The organism is Saccharomonospora cyanea NA-134 (genome assembly GCF_000244975.1).
Classification (GTDB): Bacteria; Actinomycetota; Actinomycetes; order Mycobacteriales; family Pseudonocardiaceae; genus Saccharomonospora; species Saccharomonospora cyanea.
Genome location: NZ_CM001440.1, coordinates 4,148,926 through 4,171,025, shown reverse-complemented (window position 1 = coordinate 4,171,025; position 22,100 = coordinate 4,148,926). Strand labels below are relative to the sequence as shown.

Here is a 22,100-nt window from a genome sequence, read left to right as displayed (position 1 = left end):
GTGTTGGCGTGAAGTACACGATCACCGTCCCGGCGTCGACGGCGAACCTCGGTCCGGGGTTCGACACGTTCGGCCTGGCGTTGGCACTGCACGACGTCGTCGAGGTCGAGGTGACCGGGTCCGGCCTCAGCGTCGAGGTGATCGACGCCGGAGCGGGGGACATGTCCGGCGTGCCCACCGACGAGTCCCACCTCGTGGTGCGCGCGCTGCGACGTGCCTGTCGTCATCTGGACGTGGCGGTGCCCGGTGTGGCGCTGCGGTGTCACAACGCCATCCCGCACGCGCGGGGACTCGGCTCGTCGGCCGCGGCGGTCGTCGCGGGGGTCGCGGCGGGATACGCGTTGGCGGGCAAGGACATCGACGAGGGCGCGCTGCAACTCGCCTCGGAGTTCGAGGGCCACGCCGACAACGCCGCGGCGAGCCTGCTGGGCGGGTTCGTGGTGGCGTGGCAGTCGGGTGCGACGTTCCACGCGGAGCGGCTTTCGCCGCACTCCGCGATCAGGCCGGTGGTGGCCGTGCCCGACGAGCGGTCGGCCACGGACCAGACGCGGGGACTGCTGCCCGACTACGTTCCGCACGGCGACGCCGCGTTCACGGCGAGCCGTAGCGCGTTGGCCGTGCACGCCGTGACGACGCGACCGGACCTGCTGTTCGCGGCGACGGAGGACCGGCTGCACCAGGAGTACCGTGAGCCCGCGTATCCGGCTTCGGTGCGGCTGATGCGGGCCCTGCGGTCGCGGGGGGTCGCCGCTGTGATCTCGGGCGCAGGACCCACCGTGCTCGCGTTGACCACCACGGGAATACTTCCGGAAGGCGTGGACGTTACGGGATTCGAGGTCATGGAGTTACCCATCGATCCGGTCGGAGTCCGCCTCGGAGCGGACTCCGTGACGGCGCCGGGACGGCCCCGTGGCGACTCCCTCCGATGATCGGAAGATGATCGGAAAAGGGCGGCGCCATGTGGGGGGTGGTTGTTGCACCGCGTGCCTGGGCGGTCTACCCTCGGAGGCGTTCGGTCACCGTGCGGTTTCCGCACCCGGTGCTGGTTCCGGAGCCTCTTCCGGATCGGATCTTTTCCGTTGGTTCTCGACGGGGTTTCGGGTAAACACGGTGATCGATTGATCTCTTGCCGGCGGTTCTCGCTGTGTCTCGCATGCTCGGCGACGAACCGACCGCACAGGGATCCCAGTACGCCGTCTCGCAATTCGGACGCGGGCGGTGGTCCGCTGGTCCGCGCATGGAGCGTTGACCGGTCAGGAAGGACATGTGTGAGCAACACCGATCTGTTGAGCGGCGACGAGACCCAGGCAGCCCCATCTGCATCGTCCGACTCGGGTGAGCGGACGCCGCAGTCCAACGGCGCGGGATCGGCCCCGAAGCGGCGTCCCGGCGGCCTGTCGGGCATGGTGATCGCCGAACTCCGTGCACTCGCCACCGAGTTGGGCATCGGCGACACCACGGGCATGCGCAAGGGCGATCTGATCGCGGCCATTCGCGAGCGCCAGGGCAAGACGAAGCGCACGAGGTCGACGGCCAAGGACACCGCTGCGGCTCCCGAGGCCGCCAAGGAGGCGACCCTGCCTCTCGACGGAGTGGGCCAGGCCGACACGGCCGGTGACGCCGGTGACGCCAAGGAGAAGCGGTCGGCCAAGCGCGGAGGCGCCGGTCAGGACGGGGGTCCGTCCGAGCAGGCTGCTGGGAGCGACGCCGACACAGGCAACACCGGCAAGGACTCCGGTGACGGTAAGGACGGCGGCAAGGACGCCAAGCCCACCGGTGACGCCCAGGACGACAGCGGGAGCAGGCCGAACAGGCGTCGGCGTGGCTCGCGGGGCGGCTCGGGCGTGGCCGAGGGCGGTGCCGCGCAGCGCTCCGACGACGAGTCGGGCCAGCGTGACGGCGGCGAGAAGGACGGCAAGTCCGACTCCGGCAAGCCCGAGAGCAAGCAGGACGGCAAGTCCGACGGCAAGCAGGCCGGCAACCAGCAGCGCGGCCAGGGCGGCAACGCGGGCGGTGGCCAGAACGGCAACAACCAGGGCGAGGACGACGATCGGGGCGGTCGCCGCAGCAGGCGCTTCCGTGACCGTCGCCGCCGTGGCCGGGGCGAGGGTGGCGGCGGTGCCGACACCGAGATCAGGGAGGACGACGTCCTCCTCCCCGTCGCGGGCATCCTCGACGTGCTGGAGAACTACGCGTTCGTCCGGACCTCCGGCTACCTGCCCGGACCCAACGACGTCTACGTGTCGTTGTCGCTGGTGCGCAAGTACGGCCTGCGCCGTGGTGACGCCATCACGGGTGTCGTGAAGCAGCCGCGTGAGGGCGAGCAGCAGCGTCAGAAGTTCAACCCGCTGGTGCGTGTCGACTCGATCAACGGGCTCGACCCCGAGGTCGCGAAGAAGCGCCCCGAGTTCCACAAGCTGACCCCGCTGTACCCGAACGAGCGACTGCGGCTGGAGACCACGCCGAACAAGCTCACCACGCGGGTCATCGACCTGGTGATGCCGGTCGGCAAGGGGCAGCGTGCGCTGATCGTGTCGCCGCCGAAGGCGGGCAAGACGACGATCATGCAGGACATCGCGAACGCGATCACGACGAACAACCCGGAGTGCCACCTCATGGTGGTGCTGGTGGACGAACGGCCCGAAGAGGTCACCGACATGCAGCGGTCGGTGAAGGGCGAGGTCATCGCCTCGACGTTCGACCGCCCGCCGTCAGATCACACCTCGGTGGCCGAGCTGTCCATCGAGCGGGCCAAGCGGCTCGTCGAGATGGGGCACGACGTCGTGGTGCTGCTCGACTCGATCACCCGTCTCGGCCGTGCCTACAACCTGGCCGCCCCGGCGTCCGGGCGCATCCTGTCGGGTGGTGTCGACTCCACTGCGCTGTTCCCGCCGAAGCGGTTCCTGGGCGCGGCCCGCAACATCGAGGGCGGCGGCTCGCTCACCATCTTCGCCACGGCGATGGTGGAGACGGGTTCCACGGGTGACACGGTGATCTTCGAGGAGTTCAAGGGCACCGGCAACGCCGAGCTCAAGCTCGACCGCAAGATCGCCGAGCGTCGGGTGTTCCCGGCCGTGGACGTCAACCCGTCGGGTACCCGCAAGGAGGAGCTGCTGCTCTCGCCCGACGAGCTGGCGGTGACCCACAAGCTGCACCGGGTGCTGCACGCGCTCGACTCGCAGCAGGCCATCGACCTGTTGCTGGACCGGCTGCGCAAGACGAAGACCAACATCGAGTTCCTGATGCAGGTCTCCAAGACCGCGCCCGGCATGGACGACGACTGAGACGTCGCGCCCACGAAGGCGGTAGTCGGGGCCTGCCCGGTAGTCACAGCGACACCGGGCAGGCCCCGTTTCGGTTTTCAGGGCGATGTTCGTCTCGGTGTTCTTCAGTGTTCTTCAGTGTTCTTCAGTGTTCTTCAGAGGCCGCGCAGCGAGGTGAGCCGGGACAGGTAGGCGTCCCGGGATGGCAGGAGGTGGGCGCGGCAGGTCTCGGCGAGGGCGTCGGAGTCCTGCCGTCGCAACGCCTGGATCATTTCCCAGTGCTCCTGCTGGCTGCGGTGGAGGTACTCGGGTGAGGTCACGGTGACCGACCTGATGGCGTAGGTCATCTGTGCGTGCCTGCGGATGGCGTCCACCAGCACGGTGTTGTCCGACAGGCTGAACAGTTCGTGGTGGAACTCCATGTTGGTCTTCACGACCCCGCGGAGGTCGTTCGTCTCCACCATCCTGTCGTGCTGCCGCTGGATCTCGGTCAACCGGTCCAGACGTGACTGCTCGACCGGCAGCGGGATCAGCTTCGCGCAGTGCACCTCGAGCAGTTCCCGCACCGCGTACACGTCGTGCACTTCCTTGGCGGTGTAGGCCCTGACGAACGCCCCCACGTTGGGCTTGCGCTCGACGAGTCCCCTGTTCTCCAGTTCCTGGAGAGCGCTTCGCACGACGTGTCGCTTGGCTGAGAAGCTGCGCATCAGATCGTCCTCGACGAGCCGCTCCCTCGGGTAGCGGAGTCCGAGCACGATTTCCTCTTCCAGCTGTTCCACCAGCGACAAGGCGCTGTCCCTCCGTCGTGCGGCTGCCTGACTGACTGTCAAGTCTGGCACGGCTCTTGCCCAGCGCGTCACACGCGTGCTTAGATGACGCCGATTTTATCGCATAGATTATTGATAATAAGGATGACAGTGGATCGGCACACATCAGGCACGGGCATGGCGAAGGGGCTGCCGAACTACGGCGATCCCGGCTTCTCCCTGTTCCTGCGCAAGGCGTTCATCAAAGGCGCCGGCTACACCGACGACGCGCTCGACCGCACCGTGGTCGGCATCGTCGACACGGGCAGCGGCTTCAACCCCTGCCACGGCAACGCGGCCCAACTGGTGGAGGCCGTCAAGCGTGGAGTGCTGCTCGCCGGAGGGCTCCCCGTCGAGTTTCCGACAATCTCGTTGCACGAGAGCTTCTCCAATCCGACGAGCATGTACCTGCGCAACCTCATGTCGATGGACACCGAGGAGATGATCAAGGCGTTGCCGCTCGACGCGGTGGTGCTGATCGGTGGTTGCGACAAGACCGTGCCCGCGCAACTGATGGGCGCTGCGTCCGCGGGGATCCCGGCCATCCAGCTCGTGACCGGCTCCATGCTCACCGGCGGCTACCGGGGCCGGCGGGTCGGGGCGTGCACGGACTGCCGCGCGTACTGGGGTTCCTACCGCGGTGGGGAGATCGACGACGCCGAGATCACCGAGGTCAACTCCCGGCTCGTGGGCAGTGTGGGAACGTGCTCGGTGATGGGCACGGCCAGCACGATGGCGTGTGTTTCCGAGGCGATGGGCATCGCGCTGCCCGGCAGTGCCACCCCGCCCGCAGTCACCGCCGACCGGGCCCGCGTGGCCGAGGAGACGGGGCGCCGCGCGGTCGGGCTGGCCGCAGAAGGCCTGACGATCGACCGCATCCTCACCGAGGACGCCTTCGAGAACGCGTTGCGGGTACTACTGGCGCTCGGCGGGTCGACGAACGGAATCGTGCACCTGGCGGCGATCGCGGGCCGGCTGGGTTTCGACATCGACCTCGACACCTTCGACGCGCTCAGCCGTGAGACTCCGGTCCTGGTGAACCTGAAGCCGGCGGGCAGTCACTACATGGAGGACCTGCACCGGGCCGGTGGGGTTCCGCGGCTGCTGAACGAGCTTCGCGACCAGCTCAACCTGGACGCGCTCACCGTCACCGGGCGCACGCTGGGGGAGGAGCTCGACGAGCGGCGTGAGGACTTCCCCCAGGACGTCATCAGGACCCGCGACAACCCGGTCTACGCCTCGGGTGGCATCGCCGTCCTCCGCGGCAACCTCGCACCCGGCGGTGCCATCGTCAAGCAGGCGGCGGCCTCTCCCGAACTGCTGGAGCACCGGGGAAGGGCCGTGGTGTTCGAGAACTCGGCCGACCTCGCCCGGCGCATCGACGACGACGACCTCGACGTCACCGCCGACGACGTGCTCGTGCTGAAGAACATCGGCCCGGTGGGTGCGCCGGGAATGCCCGAGGCCGGCTACATTCCGATCCCGAAGAAGCTGGCCAGGGCCGGAGTCAAGGACATGGTCAGGATCTCCGACGGCCGCATGTCCGGAACGGCCGCGGGCACGATCGTGCTGCACGTGTCCCCCGAGGCAGCGGTCGGCGGACCGCTCAAGCATGTCCGGACCGGCGACATGGTGCGGCTCAGCATCAGCGAGCGCCGCCTCGATGTCGAAATCCCGCCCGAGGAGCTGCGCCGCCGCGAGCAGGCCGACACCTCCGGCACCACAGCCGCGGTCGAGCCGCCCGAGCGAGGCTACGCGCGCCTGTTCGTCGAGCAGGTGACCCAGGCCGAGCACGGCTGCGACTTCCGGTTCCTGCGGGCGCGCGAGCAGCGCGGTTCGGTTCCCCGCGCGCGGTGACCCGCGATCCCTTCCCCTTCCCCTTTCCCCATCGACATCAATGGTGATGCCATGACAACGACCACGTGGACACTCCTCGCCGCCGTCCTCGCGGTTGCTCTGCTGCTCGTGCTGGTGATCTGGGTCAAGCTCCAGGCGTTCGTCGCGCTGCTCATGGTGAGCATCGGGTTCGGCCTGGCGACCGGCGTCGACGCCCTCGAACTGGTCGATCTGATCGTCGACGAGATGGGTGGTGGCCTCGGCCAGGTCGCCCTCGTCATCGGACTCGGGTCGGTCTTCGGTGAAGTCCTCCAGAGAGCCGGGGCGGCCCAGCGCCTGGCCTCGACACTGGTGGAACGGTTCTCCGACCGGAACGTCGCGTACGGGCTCGGGTTCGCCGGTTTCCTCGTCTCGATCGCCGTGTTCATCGACGTCGCGATCGTCATCCTGGTGCCGATGCTGTACGGCATCGCGCGCCGGACCGGGAAGTCCCTGCTGTTCTACGGGATCCCGCTCGCGGCGGGCCTGAGTGTGACCCACACCTTCATCCCGCCCACCCCTGGGCCCATCGCGACCGCGGGGATCATGGGAGCGGACCTCGGCCTGGTCATCCTGTTCGGCGTGCTGTGCGGGGTGCCCGCCATGCTCGTCGCGGGCCCGGTCTTCGGCCGCTTCATCTCGAAACGGCTCTTCGTGCCCGTGCCGGAGGAGCTCGCGGCCGGCCAGGCGGACGACGCTTCGGACGGCAACCCGCTGCCGAGCTTCGCCAGTGTCGTCGGGGCCCTGCTGCTGCCGCTCGTGCTGATCCTGGGTGGGACGACGGCCGACGCCGTGCTCGCGGAGGGCTCGGTGCCGCACACGGTGCTCAGCTTCATCGGGCATCCGGTGATCGCGTTGCTGCTGACCTGCCTCTACACGCTGTACTTCTTCGGAGTGCGGCGAGGTGCCTCACGCGACGAACTCCAAGCGCTGAGCACCCGCGCGCTCGGCCCCGCCGGCGTGATCATCCTGATCACCGGCGCGGGTGGAGTGTTCGGCGGTCTGCTCGTGGAGTCGGGAGTCGGCGACACGCTCGCCGACTGGATGCAGGGCATGAACATGCCGATCATCCTGTTCGGCTTCCTCACCTCGGCGGTGGTCCGCATCTCGCAGGGCTCCGGCACCGTCGCGATGATCACCGGTGCGACACTGACGGCGCCGGTCGCCGAGCTGATGGGCGTCGGCGGCGGGATGCTCGCGCTGACCTGCATCGCGATCGCGTGTGGCGGCACGGCGTTCTCCCACGTCAACGACTCCGGTTTCTGGATGGCCAACCGCTACTTCGGGATGTCGGTCGCCGACACGCTGAAGTCCTGGACGGCCATGAAGACGATCGTGGGCTTGACCGGGTGTGCCGCCGCGCTCGCCCTGAGCACGGTCGTGTCGTGAGGAATACTCACCCACGAGGGTGCGTTGAAGGCTTCGTCTGTCCCTCTGGCAGACTTGTTCCGCTGACGTCCGGCTCCGGTTCACCCCACGCGGTTGTGTGGGGATCCGGCGGCCACGAGGAGAGGACACCATGAAGAGCGGTATTCACCCGGACTACCACGTCACCACTGTGAACTGCGGTTGCGGCAACACCTTCACCACCCGCAGCACCGCCGCCTCCGACTCGATCAATGTCGAGGTCTGCTCGAACTGCCACCCGTTCTACACGGGCAAGCAGAAGATCCTCGACACCGGTGGTCGGGTGGCGCGCTTCGAGGCTCGCTACGGCAAGCGCAAGAAGTAGCTTGGTGGACGGCGCTCGCTTCTGCTCGTGCGGCAGGAGCGGGCGCCGTTTCGCTTTTCACAGTGCCTGGGGTCCGCGAGGAAGGCGTTCGAGAGAGGTAAGGCCGTGGAGTCGGAATCACTGCGAGGATTGCTCGACGAGTACGCCGAGCTCGAAGAGCAGTTGGCGGACCCGGCAGTGCATGCCGATCAGGCTCGTGCCCGCAAGCTGGGACGCCGCTACGCGGAGTTGTCACCCGTCGTCAAGACGGTCAGGGAGCTGGAGTCCACCCGCTCGGACCTGGTCGCGGCCAGGGAGTTGGCCGCGGAGGACGAGACGTTCGCCGAAGAGGCCCAGGGGCTGGCCGAGCGGCTCCCGGCGCTGGAGGCGCGGCTGACGGAGCTGCTGCTGCCCCGCGACCCGTACGACGGTTCGGACGCCGTCATGGAGATCAAGTCCGGTGAGGGCGGCGAGGAGTCCGCGCTGTTCGCCGGTGACCTGCTGCGCATGTACCTGCGGTTCGCCGAACGGCAGGGCTGGTCGACGGAGATCCTCGACGCCACGGCCTCGGACCTCGGCGGCTACAAGGACGTGACCGTGGCCATCAAGAGCAAGGGCACGGACGTCGACGGTGTGTGGGCCCGCCTGAAGTTCGAGGGCGGGGTGCACCGCGTGCAGCGGGTGCCCGCCACCGAGTCGCAGGGCCGCATCCACACCTCGGCGGCGGGGGTGTTGATCTACCCCGAGCCGGAGGAGGTCGAGGTCGAGATCGACCCCAACGACCTGCGCATCGACGTGTTCCGGTCGTCAGGGCCGGGCGGGCAGAGCGTGAACACCACCGATTCGGCGGTCCGGGTCACCCACCTGCCCACCGGCATCGTGGTGTCGTGCCAGAACGAGAAGTCGCAGATCCAGAACCGGGCGCGCGCCATCCAGGTGCTGCAGGCACGGTTGCAGGCGCTGGCGGAGGAGGAGGCCGCGGCGAAGGCCGCCGACGCCCGCCGCTCGCAGGTGCGGACGGTGGACCGCTCCGAGCGCGTGCGCACCTACAACTTCCCCGAGAACCGGATCTCCGACCACCGCGTCAACTACAAGGCCTACAACCTGGACCAGGTGCTGGACGGCGAGCTGACGGGTGTGCTGGACGCGCTGCGCGCCGCCGACCGCGAGGAGCGCATGGCGCAGGCCCAGTCGGGCGCCTGAGCGACTGTTCCCAACCGTTCGTGGTCGGGCTGACGGTGGCAGCCGCGCCGAGAGCCCGGTAGTCGGTTCGACCGGCTCGGTGTGTCGTAAGTGGTCTCCCGCGGATCCGCCGTTTCTCAGTGCCGCTTTTGACCTTTTTCAGGGAGCCCTCGACAGGGCGCGGTCCGTGTTATAACCCCCATACCGGTGGTCGGAGAAGGTCTGTCGTGACACCGAGCAGGGGGTGTGGATGCCGGACCACAGAGCCGCCTTCGGCGAGCTCACCGCGTTGCTGGCCGGTTGCGTGGAAGGCCGGGGCGGGCTCGCGTTGGTCACCGGCGGGCTCGGTAGTGGGAAGACCGAACTGTTGCAGCGGTTCACCGATCATGCCGGTGAGGCCGGAGCGCTGGTGTTGTCCGCGGGCGGGGCGTGGAGCGAGCAGTCGCTGCCCGCAGGGGTACTGGACCAGCTCGCGCACAGTTCCGGCCTGCCGCCCGAGGTCGCCGACCGGCTCGCCGAGCTGATCAAGCCCTGCGTCGGGCAGGTACCCGAGCACCGGTCGAGCGCTCGCCTGCTCCACGAGCTGTGTGCGGAGTTGCTGGAGCTGTCGTGCAGGCGGCCGGTCGTGGTCAGCATCGACGACGTGCAGTTCGCCGACTGTCTGTCCCAGCGGTTCCTGCTCCAACTGCGCCGGAGGGTGTCCTCGGCGCGGATCCTGCTGGTCCTCGGCAAGTGGGACCACTCCCACCCCCTGTCGATGCGGCTGCACGCGGAGGTCGACCAGAGGCCGACCCGCCGGATCTGGCTCGGTCCCCTGAGCGAGTCGGGGATCGCCGCGCTACTCGCGGAGCACACCGATTCCGCGACGGCCTCGCGGCTCGCGCCACTGTGGCTCCGGTGGAGCGGCGGCAACGTGATGCTGGTGCGCGCGATGATCGACGACCTCGCCACGGGCCACGCCGCCGACGAGGAAGGGCTCGGACCCGCCGCCGTCGGTTCGGTGCTCGCGGCGCTGCACCGCTGGGAGCCGTCGATCACGGCTGTCGCCCAGGCGATGGCGGTGCTCGGCGACGACTGCTCCGTGGACCTCGTCGCACGGCTCGCGGCGGTCACCACCGAGGTCGCGAGGCAACTCGTGGCGTTTCTGGGTACGTCGGGGCTGGTGCTGGACACCCGGTTCCGGCATCCCGGTGCGCGAGCGGCGGTGTTGCACAGCCTCTCCACCGACGAACGTTCCGCGTTGCACGGTCGGGCGGCCGAGGTGCTCTACCGCCGTGGCGACGACGCCACCACGGTCGCGGCACACCTGCTCGCGCTCGGCCGGATCGATGCCGAGTACGCCCCCTGGGCGGTCGACGTGCTGCGGGTCGCGGCCGAACAGGCGCTGTCGGCCGACGACGTCGACGCCGCGATCCGGTGCCTGGAACTCGCGCTGGCCGCGGCTACCGGGTCGCAACACCTCGACGTGAGCCGGATGCTCGTGCGCGCGCTGTGGCGGATCAACCCGTCGGCGTCGGCCGCGCACCTCGAACCGCTGCGCACGGCGATGTGGGCAGGCCGGTTGCACGGCCGGGACGTGGTGGTCCTGCTGTGGCACGCCCTGTGGACCGGTGACCACACCACGGTCGACCGCGTGCTGGGAGTGTGCCGGGAGAACCCCGACCTCCTCGACGTCCAGTCGGCGGCGGAGTTGAGGATCGTCTGCCAGTTCCACGGCGTGGGCGTGGGGTACGCGGGCGGGCTGGCGATGGTGCCGTCGGGCTCCGACCCGTGGGCCGAGGCCGGGCGTGCGCTCGGACAGTTCTGGACCACGAAGTTCGACCGGCGGGCGGTGGCCGCGGCGGAGCACGTCCTCAAGAGCAGCCGTCCCGGTGAGATGGCACCGGAAGTGGTCGCCACCGCGCTTCTGGTGCTGGTCTTCGCGGGGGACGTCGGAGCCGCCGCGCACTGGTGCGGCCGGGTGATCGACGAGGCCCTCAAGGGTGGCGTGCGGACGTGGCAGGCGTTCTTCGAGGTCGTGCGGGCCCACCTGACCTTGCGGCGGGGGGATCCGGCGACGGCCTTCCGGCTCGCCGAGTCCGCGCTGAGGCTGTTGCCGACGCAGAGCTGGGGCGTGTTGATCGGCTACCCCGCCGCCGTGCTGCTCACCGCTCTCGCGGAACTCGGGGAGACGCACCTGCTGGAGGAACTGCTGCGGCTGCCGGTTCCCGAGGCGATGTTCGACAACGTCATCGGCCTGTTCTACCTGCACGCCCGGGGACACGCCCAGCTTGCGCGCGGCCGTGCGCTCGCCGCCATCAGCGACTTCCAGCACTGTGGTCTGAAGATGGAGAAGTGGGGATCGGACCTGCCGTTGGTGGCGCCGTGGAGGCTCGACCTCGCGGAGGCCAACATCGCGCTCGGCAGGCACGACGCCGCACGTGACCTCGTCACCGAGCAGCTCACGAGGCCGAAGGTCGGCCGCCGGACCCGGGGCATCGCGTTGCGCATCCTGGCCGAGTTGAGCGCTCCGCATGACCGTATCGGCCTGTTGAGGGAGTCGGTCGAGCTGTTGAAGGCCTCCGGCGACGGCCAGGAGCTCGCGAAGGCGCGGCACCGACTCGACCTGCTCTCCCACGGCGGGCCGGTCCCCGCCGACCACTCGGCACCTCAGGACATCCCGGCGTGTTCGCCGCACGGGTCCTCAGGGGTGTCGACGTTGAGCGACTCCGAACGAAAGGTCGCCGAGCTCGCCGCGACCGGACACACCAACCGCGAGATCAGCGCCCTGCTCTACATCACGGTGAGCACGGTCGAACAGCACCTCACCCGGGTGTACCGAAAGCTGGGAGTGAAGGGCCGTGCCGAACTCCCGCGAGAACTGGGCATTCCCGTCGACGTCTACGGCACGGGTGCCTGAGTCCTGTTCGCGAACCACGAAACGGAGAACGTCCATGGCACCCGAACCCCACGAACCCGCCGCACCCCACTGCCGGATCTGCGGTGCCGCGGTCGCCGAGTTCCTCGACTTCGGCACCCAGCCCCTGTCGGACGCGTTCCGCGACCCCGCCGACGTGACGGAGGAGTTCACCTTCCGGCTCGCGGTCGGCCTGTGCGGAACGTGCGGCATGGTGCAGTTGACGGAGGAGGTACCGCGCGAGGAGATGTTCCACGAGGACTATCCGTACCTGTCGCGCGGCTCGGCGGTGATGCGCGAGCACTTCCGCTCGCTGGCCGAGAGGTTCCTCGCGACGGAGTTGTCCGGAGAGGACTCGTTCATCGTCGAGCTGGGTTGCAACGACGGCACCATGCTGAAGACCGTGGCCGACGCGGGGGTCCGGCACCTGGGGGTGGAACCTTCGGGCGCCGTGGCCGACCTGGCGGCCGGGGAGGGCGTTCGGGTGCGGAAGGACTTCTTCGAGGAGGCCACGGCCCTCGACATCGCCGACACCGAGGGCCGGGCCGACGTCGTCTACGCGGCCAACACCCTGTGCCACATCCCGTACATGTCCTCGATCCTGCGGGGAGTCACGGCACTGTTGAAGCCGAACGGCGTGTTCGTGTTCGAGGACCCCTATCTCGGTGACATCGTCGAGCGCACGTCCTTCGACCAGATCTACGACGAGCATTTCTTCTTCTTCAGCGCGAGCTCCGTCGACGAGATGGCCCGCAGGCACGACCTCGAACTGGTCGACGTGGAACGCCTTCCCGTGCACGGCGGCGAGGTCCGTTACACACTCGCGCGTCCCGGAGCGCGCAGGCGCTCCTCGGCGGTCGCCGAGTTGCTCGCCGAGGAACGCCGCACCGGCCTCGGTGAACTCGCCGTGCTGGAGGGCTTCGCCGACCGGGTACGCGCCGTCAGGGACGACCTGGTGGAGCTTCTGACCCGCCTGCGTGCGGAGGGCCACCGCATCGTGGGTTACGGCGCTACCGCGAAGAGCGCCACGGTGACGAACTTCTGCGGTATCGGGCCGGAGTTGGTGGAGTTCGTGTGCGACACCACTCCGGCGAAGCAGCACAAGCTCACGCCGGGCGCGCACATCCCGGTGCGGCCACCGGAGGCGTTCGCCGAGGACTACCCGCCGTACGCGTTGCTGTTCGCGTGGAACCACGCTGACGAGATCATGGCCAAGGAGCGGGCGTTCCGGGAGGCGGGTGGCCGATGGATCCGGTACGTGCCGAACGTGCACGTGGTCTGACGGTGGGGTCCCTGCCCGCGGGGACCCGCGTGGTCGTGCTCGGCGGCTCGGGTTTCATCGGTTCGGCCGTGGCCGCGCGGTTCGCGGCGGTGGGCGCGACAGTGCGGTCGGTGTCGTCGAGCGGCCGTGCCCCCTGCGCCGACGTCGAGGGGGTGGCCGCCGATCTGACCGAGCCCGGCCGGGTGGCCGAGGTGATCGCGGACGCGGACGTGGTGCTGCCGCTCGTGCTGTACACGGGCGGTGGCACGTACCGGGTCGGTGAGCACGAAGCCGCCGCGGCGGCACGGGTGAACGTCTCCGTCGTGCGTTCGGTGCTCGCTTCCGTGACGGCGGGATGCGTGGTGGTGTTCGCCGGGTCGACGTCGCAGGTCGGTTCCGGGGCGCGCGACCGCATCGACGGCACGGAACCGGACGAGCCGACCACCGAGTACGACCGGCAGAAACTGGCGGCCGAACGCGTGGTGCTCGACGGCGGCGGCGTCAGCCTGCGATTGCCCACGGTCTACGGACCCGCGCCGGTCGCGCTCGACCGTGGCGTGGTGACCGCGATGGTCCGCAGGGCACTGGCGGGAGTGCCGCTGACGGTGTGGGGTGACGGTGCGATGGAGCGGGACCTCGTCTTCGTCGACGACGTCGCGAACGCGTTCGTCCACGCCGTCGTCGACGCCCGTCGACTCGCGGGACGGCACTGGCTGCTGGGCTCCGGACGTGGCGTCGGGGTGCGCGAGCTGTTCGATCGGATAGCGGCGTCCGTGGCCGCCCACACCGGACGGCCACCGGTGCCGGTGGTGTCCGTGCCGCCGCCGCAGCAGGCCACCGCGATGGACGTGCGCAGCCTGGTCGCCGATTCCACGGCGTTCACGGCGGCGACCGGATGGCGCGCCGCGGTCGGTCTGGCCGACGGAATCGACGCGACCGTCGCGGCCGTGGCGGCCCGGGAGGGCCGGGCGAGCGACCCCTATTCCGGGAATTAGGGGTAGGGCTGTGGTTGACCACCGGAAACGCGCGCGACGAAGCTTGCCGGTGCCGGCGGCTGTGTCGGCCGCGGGGCCCACCACGGTCGATCACCGGCATCGCGGAAACGCCAGTCCTGCCGAAGGAGTCGCTCGGTGGTCGCTCCCTTTCGCCCCCCGTCGCGCGGTGAAGCCGCGTCCCGCCTGACCGACTCGCTGCTTGCGCCGGGTTCCCACCTTCCCGGCACGGCCGCGGTGCACGACTGGCTCGCGGGGTTGTCGCGGCACACCTGGATGGAGACGCAGCGGGCCGGGCTCGACGAGCTGGCCGGTTGGGTGCGGGAACCGGACACGGGATTCCTGCGCCACCACACCGGACGGTTCTTCAGCGTCGAGGCGGTGACCGTGGAGCGAGCCGACGCCGTCGTGCCGTCGTGGCGGCAACCGATCATCAACCAACCCGAGATCGGCATTCTCGGAATCCTGGTGAAGGAGATCGACGGGGTACTGCACTGCCTGATCCAGGCCAAACAGGAGCCGGGCAACCCGGGGGGCGGGCTGCAGCTGTCGCCGACGGTGCAGGCGACCCGCAGCAACTACACGGGAGTGCACAGGGGACGAGCGATCCCGTACCTGGAGTACTTCCGCGAACCCGCCGGGCGCGGGGTGCTCGTGGACATCCGGCAGTCGGAACAGGGCGCCTGGTTCTACCGCAAACGCAACCGCAACATGGTGGTGGAGGTCGGGGACGACGTCGAGGCCGTCGACGGGTTCTGCTGGCTGACGCTTCGCCAGCTCGCCGAACTGCTCAGCGTGCCGGACCTCGTGAACATGGACACCCGGACGGTGCTGGCCTGCCTGCCGGGTGGGGGTGCGTACTGGTCGGAAGCCGTCGCCTCACGGCCGGGCGACGACTTCCTCGCGGCGTTGGCGCGCTCCGCCGACCCCGCCGCACCGTCCGTGCACACCACCGACGAGGTGCTGAGCTGGATCACCGAGGCCAGGACCCGCACCGAGCTGCGGGTGGAACGCACCCCGCTGCGGGAACTCGCTGGGTGGTGCACAGAGGACGGTGTGATCTCCCACCGCAGCGGTCGCTTCTTCTCCGTCGTCGGCGTGCACGTGAAGGCCGAGGGCCGGGAGGTCGGTGCGTGGTCACAGCCGATGATCGAGCCGGTGGGCACGGGCGTGATCGCCTTCCTCGTCAGGACGATCGACGGTGTGCTGCACGTGCTCACCCACGCGAGGACCGAGCCCGGCTACGCCGACGTCGTCGAGCTCGCCCCCACCGTGCAGTGCACTCCCGAGAACTACGACGTGCTTCCCGACGCGGCGCGTCCCCGGTTCCTCGACGAGGTGCTGCGCTCGGAGCGGATCCGGTTCGACACGGTGCTGTCCGAGGAGGGCGGCCGGTTCCTGGGGGCGCAGAACCGGTACGTGATCGTGGAGACCGACGCGGACGTCGCCGCCGACGACCCCGACTACCGCTGGCTGACGCTGTCCCAGTACGACGAGCTGTTGCGGCACAGTTTCTACGTCAACATCCAGGCGCGCAGCCTGCTGCTGTGCCTGCGGAGCCTGGCCGTGACGTGACCGGCCGCCGACAGCTCCCTGACAGCCCCGACGCTATTCGTTCGCCCCGGTCACGCCCGCCAGGCGCATCAGCAGGTGACCCCGGCGGTACCGTTCCCCCTCGCCCGGTTCCCGCAGCATCCTGCCGATCTCGGTGAACCCCGCTTCGCCCGCCAGCTCCGCGAGGTCGTCGATCGGCCACCGGTAGGCCGTCGTCACCTTGTGGTCGAACGTCGTGAGCGGTCCGCCCTCCGACTCGAAGAAGGCGAGCAGGAGGTGGCCGCCGGGCGCGAGTACGCGGCGGAACTCGGCGAAGTACGAGGGCAGGTCACGCGGTGGGGTGTGGATGATCGAATACCACGACACGATGCCGTGGAGCGCTCCGTCGGCGAGGTCGAGAGCGTCCATGGAACCGTGTTCGAACCGCAGGTCCGGGTAGGCCTCACGGGCCAGCTCGATCATCACTGGCGACAGGTCGACGCCGAAGACGTCGAGCCCCAGATCCCGCAGGTGCGCGGTGGTCTGGCCGGGGCCGCAGCCCAGCTCGGCGACGGTTCCGGAACCGGTGGTCCGCACGAGTTCGGCGAAGGCGGCGAGCACGGCGCGATCCAGGGGAAAGGCGTCGAATGCGTCGCGAGCGAATTCGGCGTAGAGGACGGCGACGGCGTCGTAGGCCTCCGCTGTCGTCTGGAGTGAGGGCTCGGTCACGCGAGGACACTAGCGGGTCGAGCCCGCCGACTGCCCGCAGGACCGCTACTAGACCGTGGCCAGCACCGACCTGAGCGCGTCGATCACGCGGTCCTGCGTTTCGCGGGGCAGCGACGGGTACATCGGCAGGGAGAAGATCTCCTTCGCCACCGCCTCCGTGACCGGCAGGCTGCCTTCTGCGTAGCCGAGGTGGGCGAAGCCCGTCATCGTGTGCACCGGCCACGGGTAGCTGACGTTGAGCTGGATGTCGTGGGCCTTCAGGGCTTCGAGGATCTCGTCACGGCGGGGATGACGCACGACGTACACGTAGTACACGTGCGTGTTGCCCTCGGCGGTGGTCGGCAGCACGAGCTCGGTGTCGGACAACGCCTCGGCGTAACGGTCGGCGACGGCCTGCCTGCCCTTGACGTAGCCGTCGAGCCTGCGCAGCTTGCGCCGCAGGATCTCGGCCTGCACCTCGTCGAGCCTGCAGTTGTGCCCCGGCGTCTCGACGACGTAGTACCGCTGCTCCATCCCGTAGTAGCGGTGACGGCGGAGGTTGGCGTCGACGGTGGCGTCGTCGGTGATCGTCGCGCCCCCGTCACCGTAGGCGCCCAGCACCTTCGTGGGGTAGAAGGAGAACGCCGCCGCCGTGCCCATGGACCCGGCCACCCTGCCGTGGTGACGGGCGCCGTGAGCCTGGGCGCAGTCCTCCAGGACGAGCAGGCCGTGCCTGTCGGCCAACTCGCGCAGCGGTGCCATGTCGACGCACTGCCCGTAGAGGTGGACGGGCAGCAGACACCGCGTCCTGGCCGTGATCGCCGCCTCGACCTGCTCGACGTTCATCAGGTAGGTGTCGGGGTCGACGTCGACGAAGACCGGGGTGGCGCCGACGGCGTCGATCGCCACGACCGTGGGCGCCGCCGTGTTCGACACGGTGATCACCTCGTCGCCCCTGCCGATGCCCATGGCCTGGAGCGCGAGCCGGATCGCGTTGGTGCCGTTGTCGACGCCGACGCAGTGGGAGACGCCGTGGTAGTCCGCGAACTCCGCCTCGAACGACGAAACGCTCCGTCCGAGGACGAGCCGGCCCGACGAGAACACCGTCTCCACCGCGTCGAGGATGTCGTCGTGCTCGTCGTGGTATTCGTGCAGGTAGTCCCAGACCAGCGTTGGCATCGTCGTCCCTGTCGCCCTTCGGCTCGCGCGGTTTGCCGCCAGCATAGGTACGGGCGAGGCCATAGGGGTAACCCCTAATCCGGCGGGTGAGGAGGGCGGACCGGCCCTGCCAGGGGCGGCGCCACTGCTCCGTTCCGCGTATCGGACACCTCCGTGGGGGATAGGGGAGCGGGTAGGGGTTTCGGTCGCCTCGTGTCGGCTTTACGTTGTCGGCGGCGGCCGTAGTGCCTGATCAGCGCGTGATCCGCTGCGTTCCCGTGCCGCCGAGTCCGATCCCCGGTGGGAGCCGACATGCCACGCAAGATCCTGTTTCTGTGCCATCCCGACCACGGGCACGTCATTCCGAGCCTGGCCATGGTGGCCGAGCTGGTGCGCCGAGGTCACGAGGTGCTGTACCTGACGGCGCCCAGCATGCGTGACATCGTCGCTGCCACGGGCGCGACCGTGCTGGCGTACGACTCCCACTACCGGGACGCCGACTTCACCCGCCTCGCCGAGGATCCCGGGTACCTGCTCTCCGTGCTGCTGGACGAGAGCGCGGCGATGCTCCACACAGCCGTGTCCGAAGTGGAGGGCATCGGTGAGGTGGCCGGCGTCGTTTACGACACGTCGGTGCTCTACGCGGGCCGGATCCTCTCGCGGCGCTGGGGAGTTCCCTCGGTGCAGCTCATCCCGTTCTTCGCGTCGAACGAGAAGTTCTCCTACCTCAACGCCATGTACAACGACGCGGGCGGCGACGGCCCCGCCACCGAGAAGCCGGCGGAGCTGCCCGAGTGGGTCGGCACGACGATGCGCCGGATCGGCGAGCTGAGCCACGCCCACGGTGTGGACACCCCGCCGCACGAACTCTGGTTCGAGGTCCCCGAGTGCAGTCTCGTGACGATTCCCCGCGAGTTCCAGTACGAGGGGGACAGCTTCGACGAGCGGTTCACGTTCGTCGGGCCGTGCGTGGGCGACCGTGACTTCCTCGGGGAGTGGACTCCGCCCGGCGGTGAGGAACCCGTCGTGCTGGTGTCACTCGGCGCCGTGTTCAACGAACACGAGGAGATCTTCCGCGCGTGTGTCGAGGCGTTCCGGGGCCGGCCGTGGCACGCGGTGCTGACCGTGGCGGAGGGGACCGACCCGGAGAGCCTCGGTGCGCTTCCGCCGAACGTCGAGGTGCACCGCTGGGTACCGCACGTGACCGTGCTCGAACACGCGGCCCTGTGCGTCACCCACGGAGGCATGGGCACGGTGATGGAGGCGTTGCGCGCGGGCACACCGCTGGTGTGCGTCCCCACCTCCGCGCTGGACCGGCCCACCGGGTGGCGGATCGGCGAACTCGGACTCGGCGTGGTGATCGACCCGGCCGACATCACCCCGGAGGTGCTCGCCGAGGCCGTCCGCTCGGTGCTGGCCGACCGGGCCGCGGCCGAGGCGGCCGAGCGGATGAGCAAGGCGGTGGCCGAGGCCGGAGGCGCGGCCCGCGCAGCGGAACGCATCGAGGACCACCTGGCGCGGGGACACTGATGGTCGGCCCGGTGCAGATCCAGATCATGGGCCCCGTCCGCGTCATGCGGGCGGAGCGGGAGATCCGGGTCGGAGGGGCCCGCGAACGGGCCGTTCTGGCCAGTCTCGTACTGGATGCGAACCGGGTGGTCAGCGTCGACCGGCTCATCGGTGCCGTCTGGGGTGGCGAGCCTCCCGCCAGCGCGCGCAGCCAGGTGGCCATCTGCGTGTCCCGGCTGCGCCGCGCGCTCAGCGTCGTGGGACTGGACAAGGCCATCGGCACCGCGAGCCCCGGCTATCTCATCCGGCTGGAGGAGAACGCGGCGGACTGGCTCCGGTTCGGGTCACTGACCGCGCGCGCCGCGGCGAAGGCCGCCGCGGGCGACCGGCTTGCCGCCGTGGCACTGCTACGCGAGGCGCTGGGCCTGTGGCGGGGTATGCCGTTCGAGAACCTGCCGGGCATGCGTGTCGAAGCGCACCGGCTCCACGAGGCCCGCCTCGACGCCGTGGAGACGTGTGCGGAGCTCGAACTCCAGCTCGGCAGGCACGACCGTATCGTCGCCGAGTTGTCCGCCGTGGTGGCGGAGCAGCCACTGCGGGAACGCGCGAGGGCGCAGCTCATGCTCGCCCAGTACCGCTCGGGACGGCGGGCGGAGGCGTTGCGGACCTACCAGGACGCCCGCCGTGTCCTGGTGGAGCAGATCGGGCTCGAACCCGGCCCCGAGCTGCGGGAACTTCACGAGCGCATCCTGCGGGACGCTCCCGCGCTGTCGCCTTCCCCCGTGCCACTGTCCCTTCCTGTCGCGCCGGCGTCCACCATTCCCTCGCAACTGCCGAGGCAACCGGTGCCCTTCGCGGGCCGGGGACAGGAGCTGCGGGCTCTCGACGAGGCACTCGCCGACCACCCGGACGCCCCCGGCACGATGGTGTTGTGCGGGCCGGGCGACGTGGGCAAGACGGCTCTCGCGCTGCGGTGGGCACACCAGCGGGCGGAGCGGTTCCCGCACGGCCAGTTGTTCGCCGATCTGCGCGACCCGAGTGGGAGGCCGGTGCCCACGTCCGCGGTCCTCGACCGTTTCCTGCACGCACTGGGCGTGGCACCGCAGTCCGTGCCGGGCGACCTCGCCGAGAAGGTCGCCCTCTACCGCAGCACGGTCGCCCGCAAGAGGCTTCTCGTGGTGCTCGACGACGCCGTCGACGTGGCCCAGGTGTTGCCGCTGCTACCGGGATGCTCCGACTGCCGGGTGCTCGTCACCAGCCGCGATCCGCTGAGCGACCTGGTCGTGCGGCAGGGAGCACGGCGCAGCGTGCTCGGCCCGCTGCCGCCGGGAGAGTCACGCGAGTTGCTCGCCCTGCTGTTGGGTGAGGACTGGGTCGACCGGCAGTCGCGGGACGCTGTGCGCATCGCGGGCATGGCAGGTGGGAACCCGGTGCTGCTCCGGCGTGCCGCGGCGGGGCTGAACTCGCCCGCGCCTCCGGTACTCCGCGTGCAGTCCCCTACGGTGTCCGCGTGAGGACGGTGTCCAGGACCTCCACGAGGACCTCCGCGCTCGCCGTGCCGTCGGCGACCCGCCAGGCCACGTGACCGTCCGGCCGGACCAGCACCGCTCCCGTCGGGCTCACTCCGTAGACCTCGGCCCACCGTGGTGCGGTGACGGCGACGTTTCCGCCCGCCCTCGGGGAGACCTCGATGGGCACGACGTGCACGCCGGTGCGGGTGCCGGCCTCCTCCGCCGCCTTCGCCCAGCCGCTCCCGTCAGGGGTGAACAGGGTGAAACCCGTGCCCATCAAGTCCAGAGTGGACATGTTCGTGCCGTTGCGACTCACCACGACGTGCGGGGCGCGGTGGCCGGGCCGGGCCGTCGCGACGTAGGTGCGGTAGGGATCGTCCGGTTCGGGCGGCCGGGTGCCGTCCGGAACCACCGCGGCCGACTCGTAGTGGAACCCGAGCACCAGACCCTCACTGCGTCTCCTGCCCGCCTGTAGTGCGATGGCCTCCTTCATCGTCAGCTCACCCTCCATCATGCGGAAGGTGATCAACGCGTTGTCGAGGCTCTCGGCGACCGTGCGCTGTCCGACGGGATGCCGTTCGGCGGAGTAGGTGTCGAGCAGTCCCTCGCCCGCGAGCCCCTTCAGCACGGCGGCGAGCTTCCACACGAGGTTGTGCGCGTCCTGGATGCCGCAGTTCATGCCGAACCCGCCCTGCGGGGTGGACACGTGCGCCGCGTCGCCCGCGAGGAAGATCCGCCCGTCACGGAACCGCTCGGCCGTCACGGCCTGTTGGAGCCACGGCATGATGCCCACCAGCTCCACGTCCAGGTCGGGCACCCCGACCGCCTCCCGCACCAGGTGAACGCAGAACTCCGGCGTGAAGTCCGCCGCGCTGCCGCCCTCCTCGGGGTCGTACCCGGTCTGGACGATCCAGCGGCGTTGGTTGTCGACGGCTTCGACGGCGCACGGGATGGTGCTTCTGAGGAAGTACAGCGCGCACATCCGGTCGTGCAGCAGGGGAACGAGGTCGGCGTCGAACATGATGCTGATCATGTGTCCGAGCGGGGGCGGGCCCTCCACCCCGATGCCGAGCCGCTGCCGGACACCGCTGCGTGCTCCGTCGGCGGCCACCGCGTAGGCGGCGCGGACCGTGAACGTGCCTGCCGCCGACTCGACCACGGCGGACACCCCGTCGGAGTCCTGCGTCAGAGACGTCATCGTGGTGGCGAACCGGACGTCCGCGCCGGGCATCGACTCGGCCGTGCGTTTGAGGACGACCTCGAACTTGTCCTGCGCGCAGATGTAGGTGTAGGTCGGGCTCTGCGGCGCGTCCTCCACGATGGGAGCGACCTCGCGATGGAAGTCCGGCGCGGTCAGCGAACTGCCCACGCCGACGGCGAGGCTCTCCTCCCTGGGCAACCCGAGGCGCTCCACCTCGTCCTGCAGCCCCCACGCGCGGACCAGCTCCATCGTGCGGGTGGACACGAGCCGTGCCTTGGGAAAGATCGACGTGCTCTCGTGCCGTTCGACCAGCAACGAGGTCAGTCCGTGCCGGGAACACTCCAGTGACGCGGTGAGGCCGACGGGCCCTCCGCCGACGATGAGGACGTCCACCTCGAGGTCAGCCATGCGCTTGAGCGTGAAGCACCGCGAGAACCCCGGTCAAGGTGCTGATATTCGCGTGATAAGTCGGTGAAATCCCGATTCAGTACGTT

At 69.7% G+C, this 22,100-nt stretch carries 16 protein-coding genes; 12 read left to right on the top strand and 4 right to left on the bottom strand.

From position 1 onward, the window contains the following. Positions 1-8 precede the first annotated feature (8 nt). Positions 9-929 (top strand): homoserine kinase, encoded by a 921-nt coding sequence (gene thrB, locus SACCYDRAFT_RS19470; RefSeq protein WP_005458792.1) that lies wholly within the window; start codon positions 9-11, stop codon positions 927-929. Positions 930-1,268: 339 nt separating this feature from the next. Next, the gene (rho, locus tag SACCYDRAFT_RS19465; protein ID WP_005458789.1) at positions 1,269-3,284 is read left to right on the top strand and encodes a transcription termination factor Rho; all 2,016 of its coding nucleotides are present in this window, start codon (positions 1,269-1,271) and stop codon (positions 3,282-3,284) included. A gap of 134 nt (positions 3,285-3,418) precedes the next feature. Here rho and SACCYDRAFT_RS19460 read toward each other — a convergent pair whose 3' ends face one another. After that, complete coding sequence (locus SACCYDRAFT_RS19460) at positions 3,419-4,042, bottom strand: GntR family transcriptional regulator (RefSeq protein ID WP_232283863.1); 624 nt, start codon at positions 4,040-4,042, stop codon at positions 3,419-3,421. Between the two features lie 165 nt (positions 4,043-4,207). Between SACCYDRAFT_RS19460 and SACCYDRAFT_RS19455 the strand changes: the two genes are divergently transcribed. From SACCYDRAFT_RS19455 to SACCYDRAFT_RS19420, 8 genes are all read left to right on the top strand, one after another. Beyond that, entirely contained in the window at positions 4,208-5,926 is a 1,719-nt protein-coding gene (locus tag SACCYDRAFT_RS19455) for an IlvD/Edd family dehydratase (protein WP_005458787.1), read from the top strand. A 51-nt stretch (positions 5,927-5,977) separates the two neighbouring features. Then, positions 5,978-7,333, top strand: a complete 1,356-nt coding sequence (locus SACCYDRAFT_RS19450; RefSeq protein WP_005458786.1) for a GntP family permease — start codon at positions 5,978-5,980, stop codon at positions 7,331-7,333. A 130-nt stretch (positions 7,334-7,463) separates the two neighbouring features. Next, entirely contained in the window at positions 7,464-7,676 is a 213-nt protein-coding gene (rpmE, locus tag SACCYDRAFT_RS19445) for a 50S ribosomal protein L31 (RefSeq protein ID WP_005458785.1), read from the top strand. A 105-nt stretch (positions 7,677-7,781) separates the two neighbouring features. After that, the gene (gene prfA / locus SACCYDRAFT_RS19440) at positions 7,782-8,858 is read left to right on the top strand and encodes a peptide chain release factor 1 (protein WP_043536689.1); all 1,077 of its coding nucleotides are present in this window, start codon (positions 7,782-7,784) and stop codon (positions 8,856-8,858) included. A gap of 229 nt (positions 8,859-9,087) precedes the next feature. Then, positions 9,088-11,736 carry an AAA family ATPase gene (locus SACCYDRAFT_RS19435; RefSeq protein WP_005458783.1) on the top strand — a complete coding sequence of 883 codons (2,649 nt, stop codon included), beginning with the start codon at positions 9,088-9,090 and terminating at the stop codon, positions 11,734-11,736. 34 nt (positions 11,737-11,770) lie between these two features. Then, entirely contained in the window at positions 11,771-13,015 is a 1,245-nt protein-coding gene (locus SACCYDRAFT_RS19430; RefSeq protein WP_005458782.1) for a class I SAM-dependent methyltransferase, read from the top strand. Next, positions 12,979-13,989 carry an NAD-dependent epimerase/dehydratase family protein gene (locus SACCYDRAFT_RS19425; RefSeq protein ID WP_005458781.1) on the top strand — a complete coding sequence of 337 codons (1,011 nt, stop codon included), beginning with the start codon at positions 12,979-12,981 and terminating at the stop codon, positions 13,987-13,989. The genes SACCYDRAFT_RS19430 and SACCYDRAFT_RS19425 overlap by 37 nt, the downstream gene beginning before the upstream one ends. Before the next feature lie 135 nt (positions 13,990-14,124). Then, positions 14,125-15,561, top strand: a complete 1,437-nt coding sequence (locus SACCYDRAFT_RS19420) for an NDP-hexose 2,3-dehydratase family protein (RefSeq protein ID WP_005458780.1) — start codon at positions 14,125-14,127, stop codon at positions 15,559-15,561. Between the two features lie 33 nt (positions 15,562-15,594). Here SACCYDRAFT_RS19420 and SACCYDRAFT_RS19415 read toward each other — a convergent pair whose 3' ends face one another. Both SACCYDRAFT_RS19415 and SACCYDRAFT_RS19410 read right to left on the bottom strand, forming a co-directional pair. Next, the gene (locus tag SACCYDRAFT_RS19415) at positions 15,595-16,248 is read right to left on the bottom strand and encodes a class I SAM-dependent methyltransferase (protein ID WP_005458779.1); all 654 of its coding nucleotides are present in this window, start codon (positions 16,246-16,248) and stop codon (positions 15,595-15,597) included. Positions 16,249-16,296: 48 nt separating this feature from the next. Further along, the gene (locus tag SACCYDRAFT_RS19410) at positions 16,297-17,406 is read right to left on the bottom strand and encodes a DegT/DnrJ/EryC1/StrS family aminotransferase (RefSeq protein WP_005458778.1); all 1,110 of its coding nucleotides are present in this window, start codon (positions 17,404-17,406) and stop codon (positions 16,297-16,299) included. A 291-nt stretch (positions 17,407-17,697) separates the two neighbouring features. Here SACCYDRAFT_RS19410 and SACCYDRAFT_RS19405 point away from each other — a divergent pair, with 291 nt between their 5' ends. Then, positions 17,698-18,915 carry a macrolide family glycosyltransferase gene (locus SACCYDRAFT_RS19405; protein WP_005458776.1) on the top strand — a complete coding sequence of 406 codons (1,218 nt, stop codon included), beginning with the start codon at positions 17,698-17,700 and terminating at the stop codon, positions 18,913-18,915. Positions 18,916-18,926: 11 nt separating this feature from the next. Then, positions 18,927-20,408 carry an AfsR/SARP family transcriptional regulator gene (locus SACCYDRAFT_RS19400; protein ID WP_232283705.1) on the top strand — a complete coding sequence of 494 codons (1,482 nt, stop codon included), beginning with the start codon at positions 18,927-18,929 and terminating at the stop codon, positions 20,406-20,408. Here the strand turns inward: SACCYDRAFT_RS19400 and SACCYDRAFT_RS19395 are convergent. Then, positions 20,392-22,014, bottom strand: coding sequence for an FAD-dependent monooxygenase (locus SACCYDRAFT_RS19395; RefSeq protein ID WP_005458774.1), 1,623 nt, complete (start codon positions 22,012-22,014; stop codon positions 20,392-20,394). The genes SACCYDRAFT_RS19400 and SACCYDRAFT_RS19395 overlap by 17 nt on opposite strands. Positions 22,015-22,100 lie beyond the last annotated feature (86 nt).

What these genes read in the sequence shown, in the direction of transcription:
- SACCYDRAFT_RS19450 (WP_005458786.1), top strand. Translation starts at nt 5,978, where the DNA reads ATGACAACGACCACGTGGACACTCCTCGCCGCCGTCCTCGCGGTTGCT.
- SACCYDRAFT_RS19395 (WP_005458774.1), bottom strand. Translation starts at nt 22,014, where the DNA reads ATGGCTGACCTCGAGGTGGACGTCCTCATCGTCGGCGGAGGGCCCGTC.
- rpmE (WP_005458785.1), top strand. Translation starts at nt 7,464, where the DNA reads ATGAAGAGCGGTATTCACCCGGACTACCACGTCACCACTGTGAACTGC.
- SACCYDRAFT_RS19410 (WP_005458778.1), bottom strand. Translation starts at nt 17,406, where the DNA reads ATGCCAACGCTGGTCTGGGACTACCTGCACGAATACCACGACGAGCAC.
- SACCYDRAFT_RS19425 (WP_005458781.1), top strand. Translation starts at nt 12,979, where the DNA reads ATGGATCCGGTACGTGCCGAACGTGCACGTGGTCTGACGGTGGGGTCC.
- SACCYDRAFT_RS19455 (WP_005458787.1), top strand. Translation starts at nt 4,208, where the DNA reads ATGGCGAAGGGGCTGCCGAACTACGGCGATCCCGGCTTCTCCCTGTTC.
- SACCYDRAFT_RS19435 (WP_005458783.1), top strand. Translation starts at nt 9,088, where the DNA reads ATGCCGGACCACAGAGCCGCCTTCGGCGAGCTCACCGCGTTGCTGGCC.
- SACCYDRAFT_RS19430 (WP_005458782.1), top strand. Translation starts at nt 11,771, where the DNA reads ATGGCACCCGAACCCCACGAACCCGCCGCACCCCACTGCCGGATCTGC.
- SACCYDRAFT_RS19405 (WP_005458776.1), top strand. Translation starts at nt 17,698, where the DNA reads ATGCCACGCAAGATCCTGTTTCTGTGCCATCCCGACCACGGGCACGTC.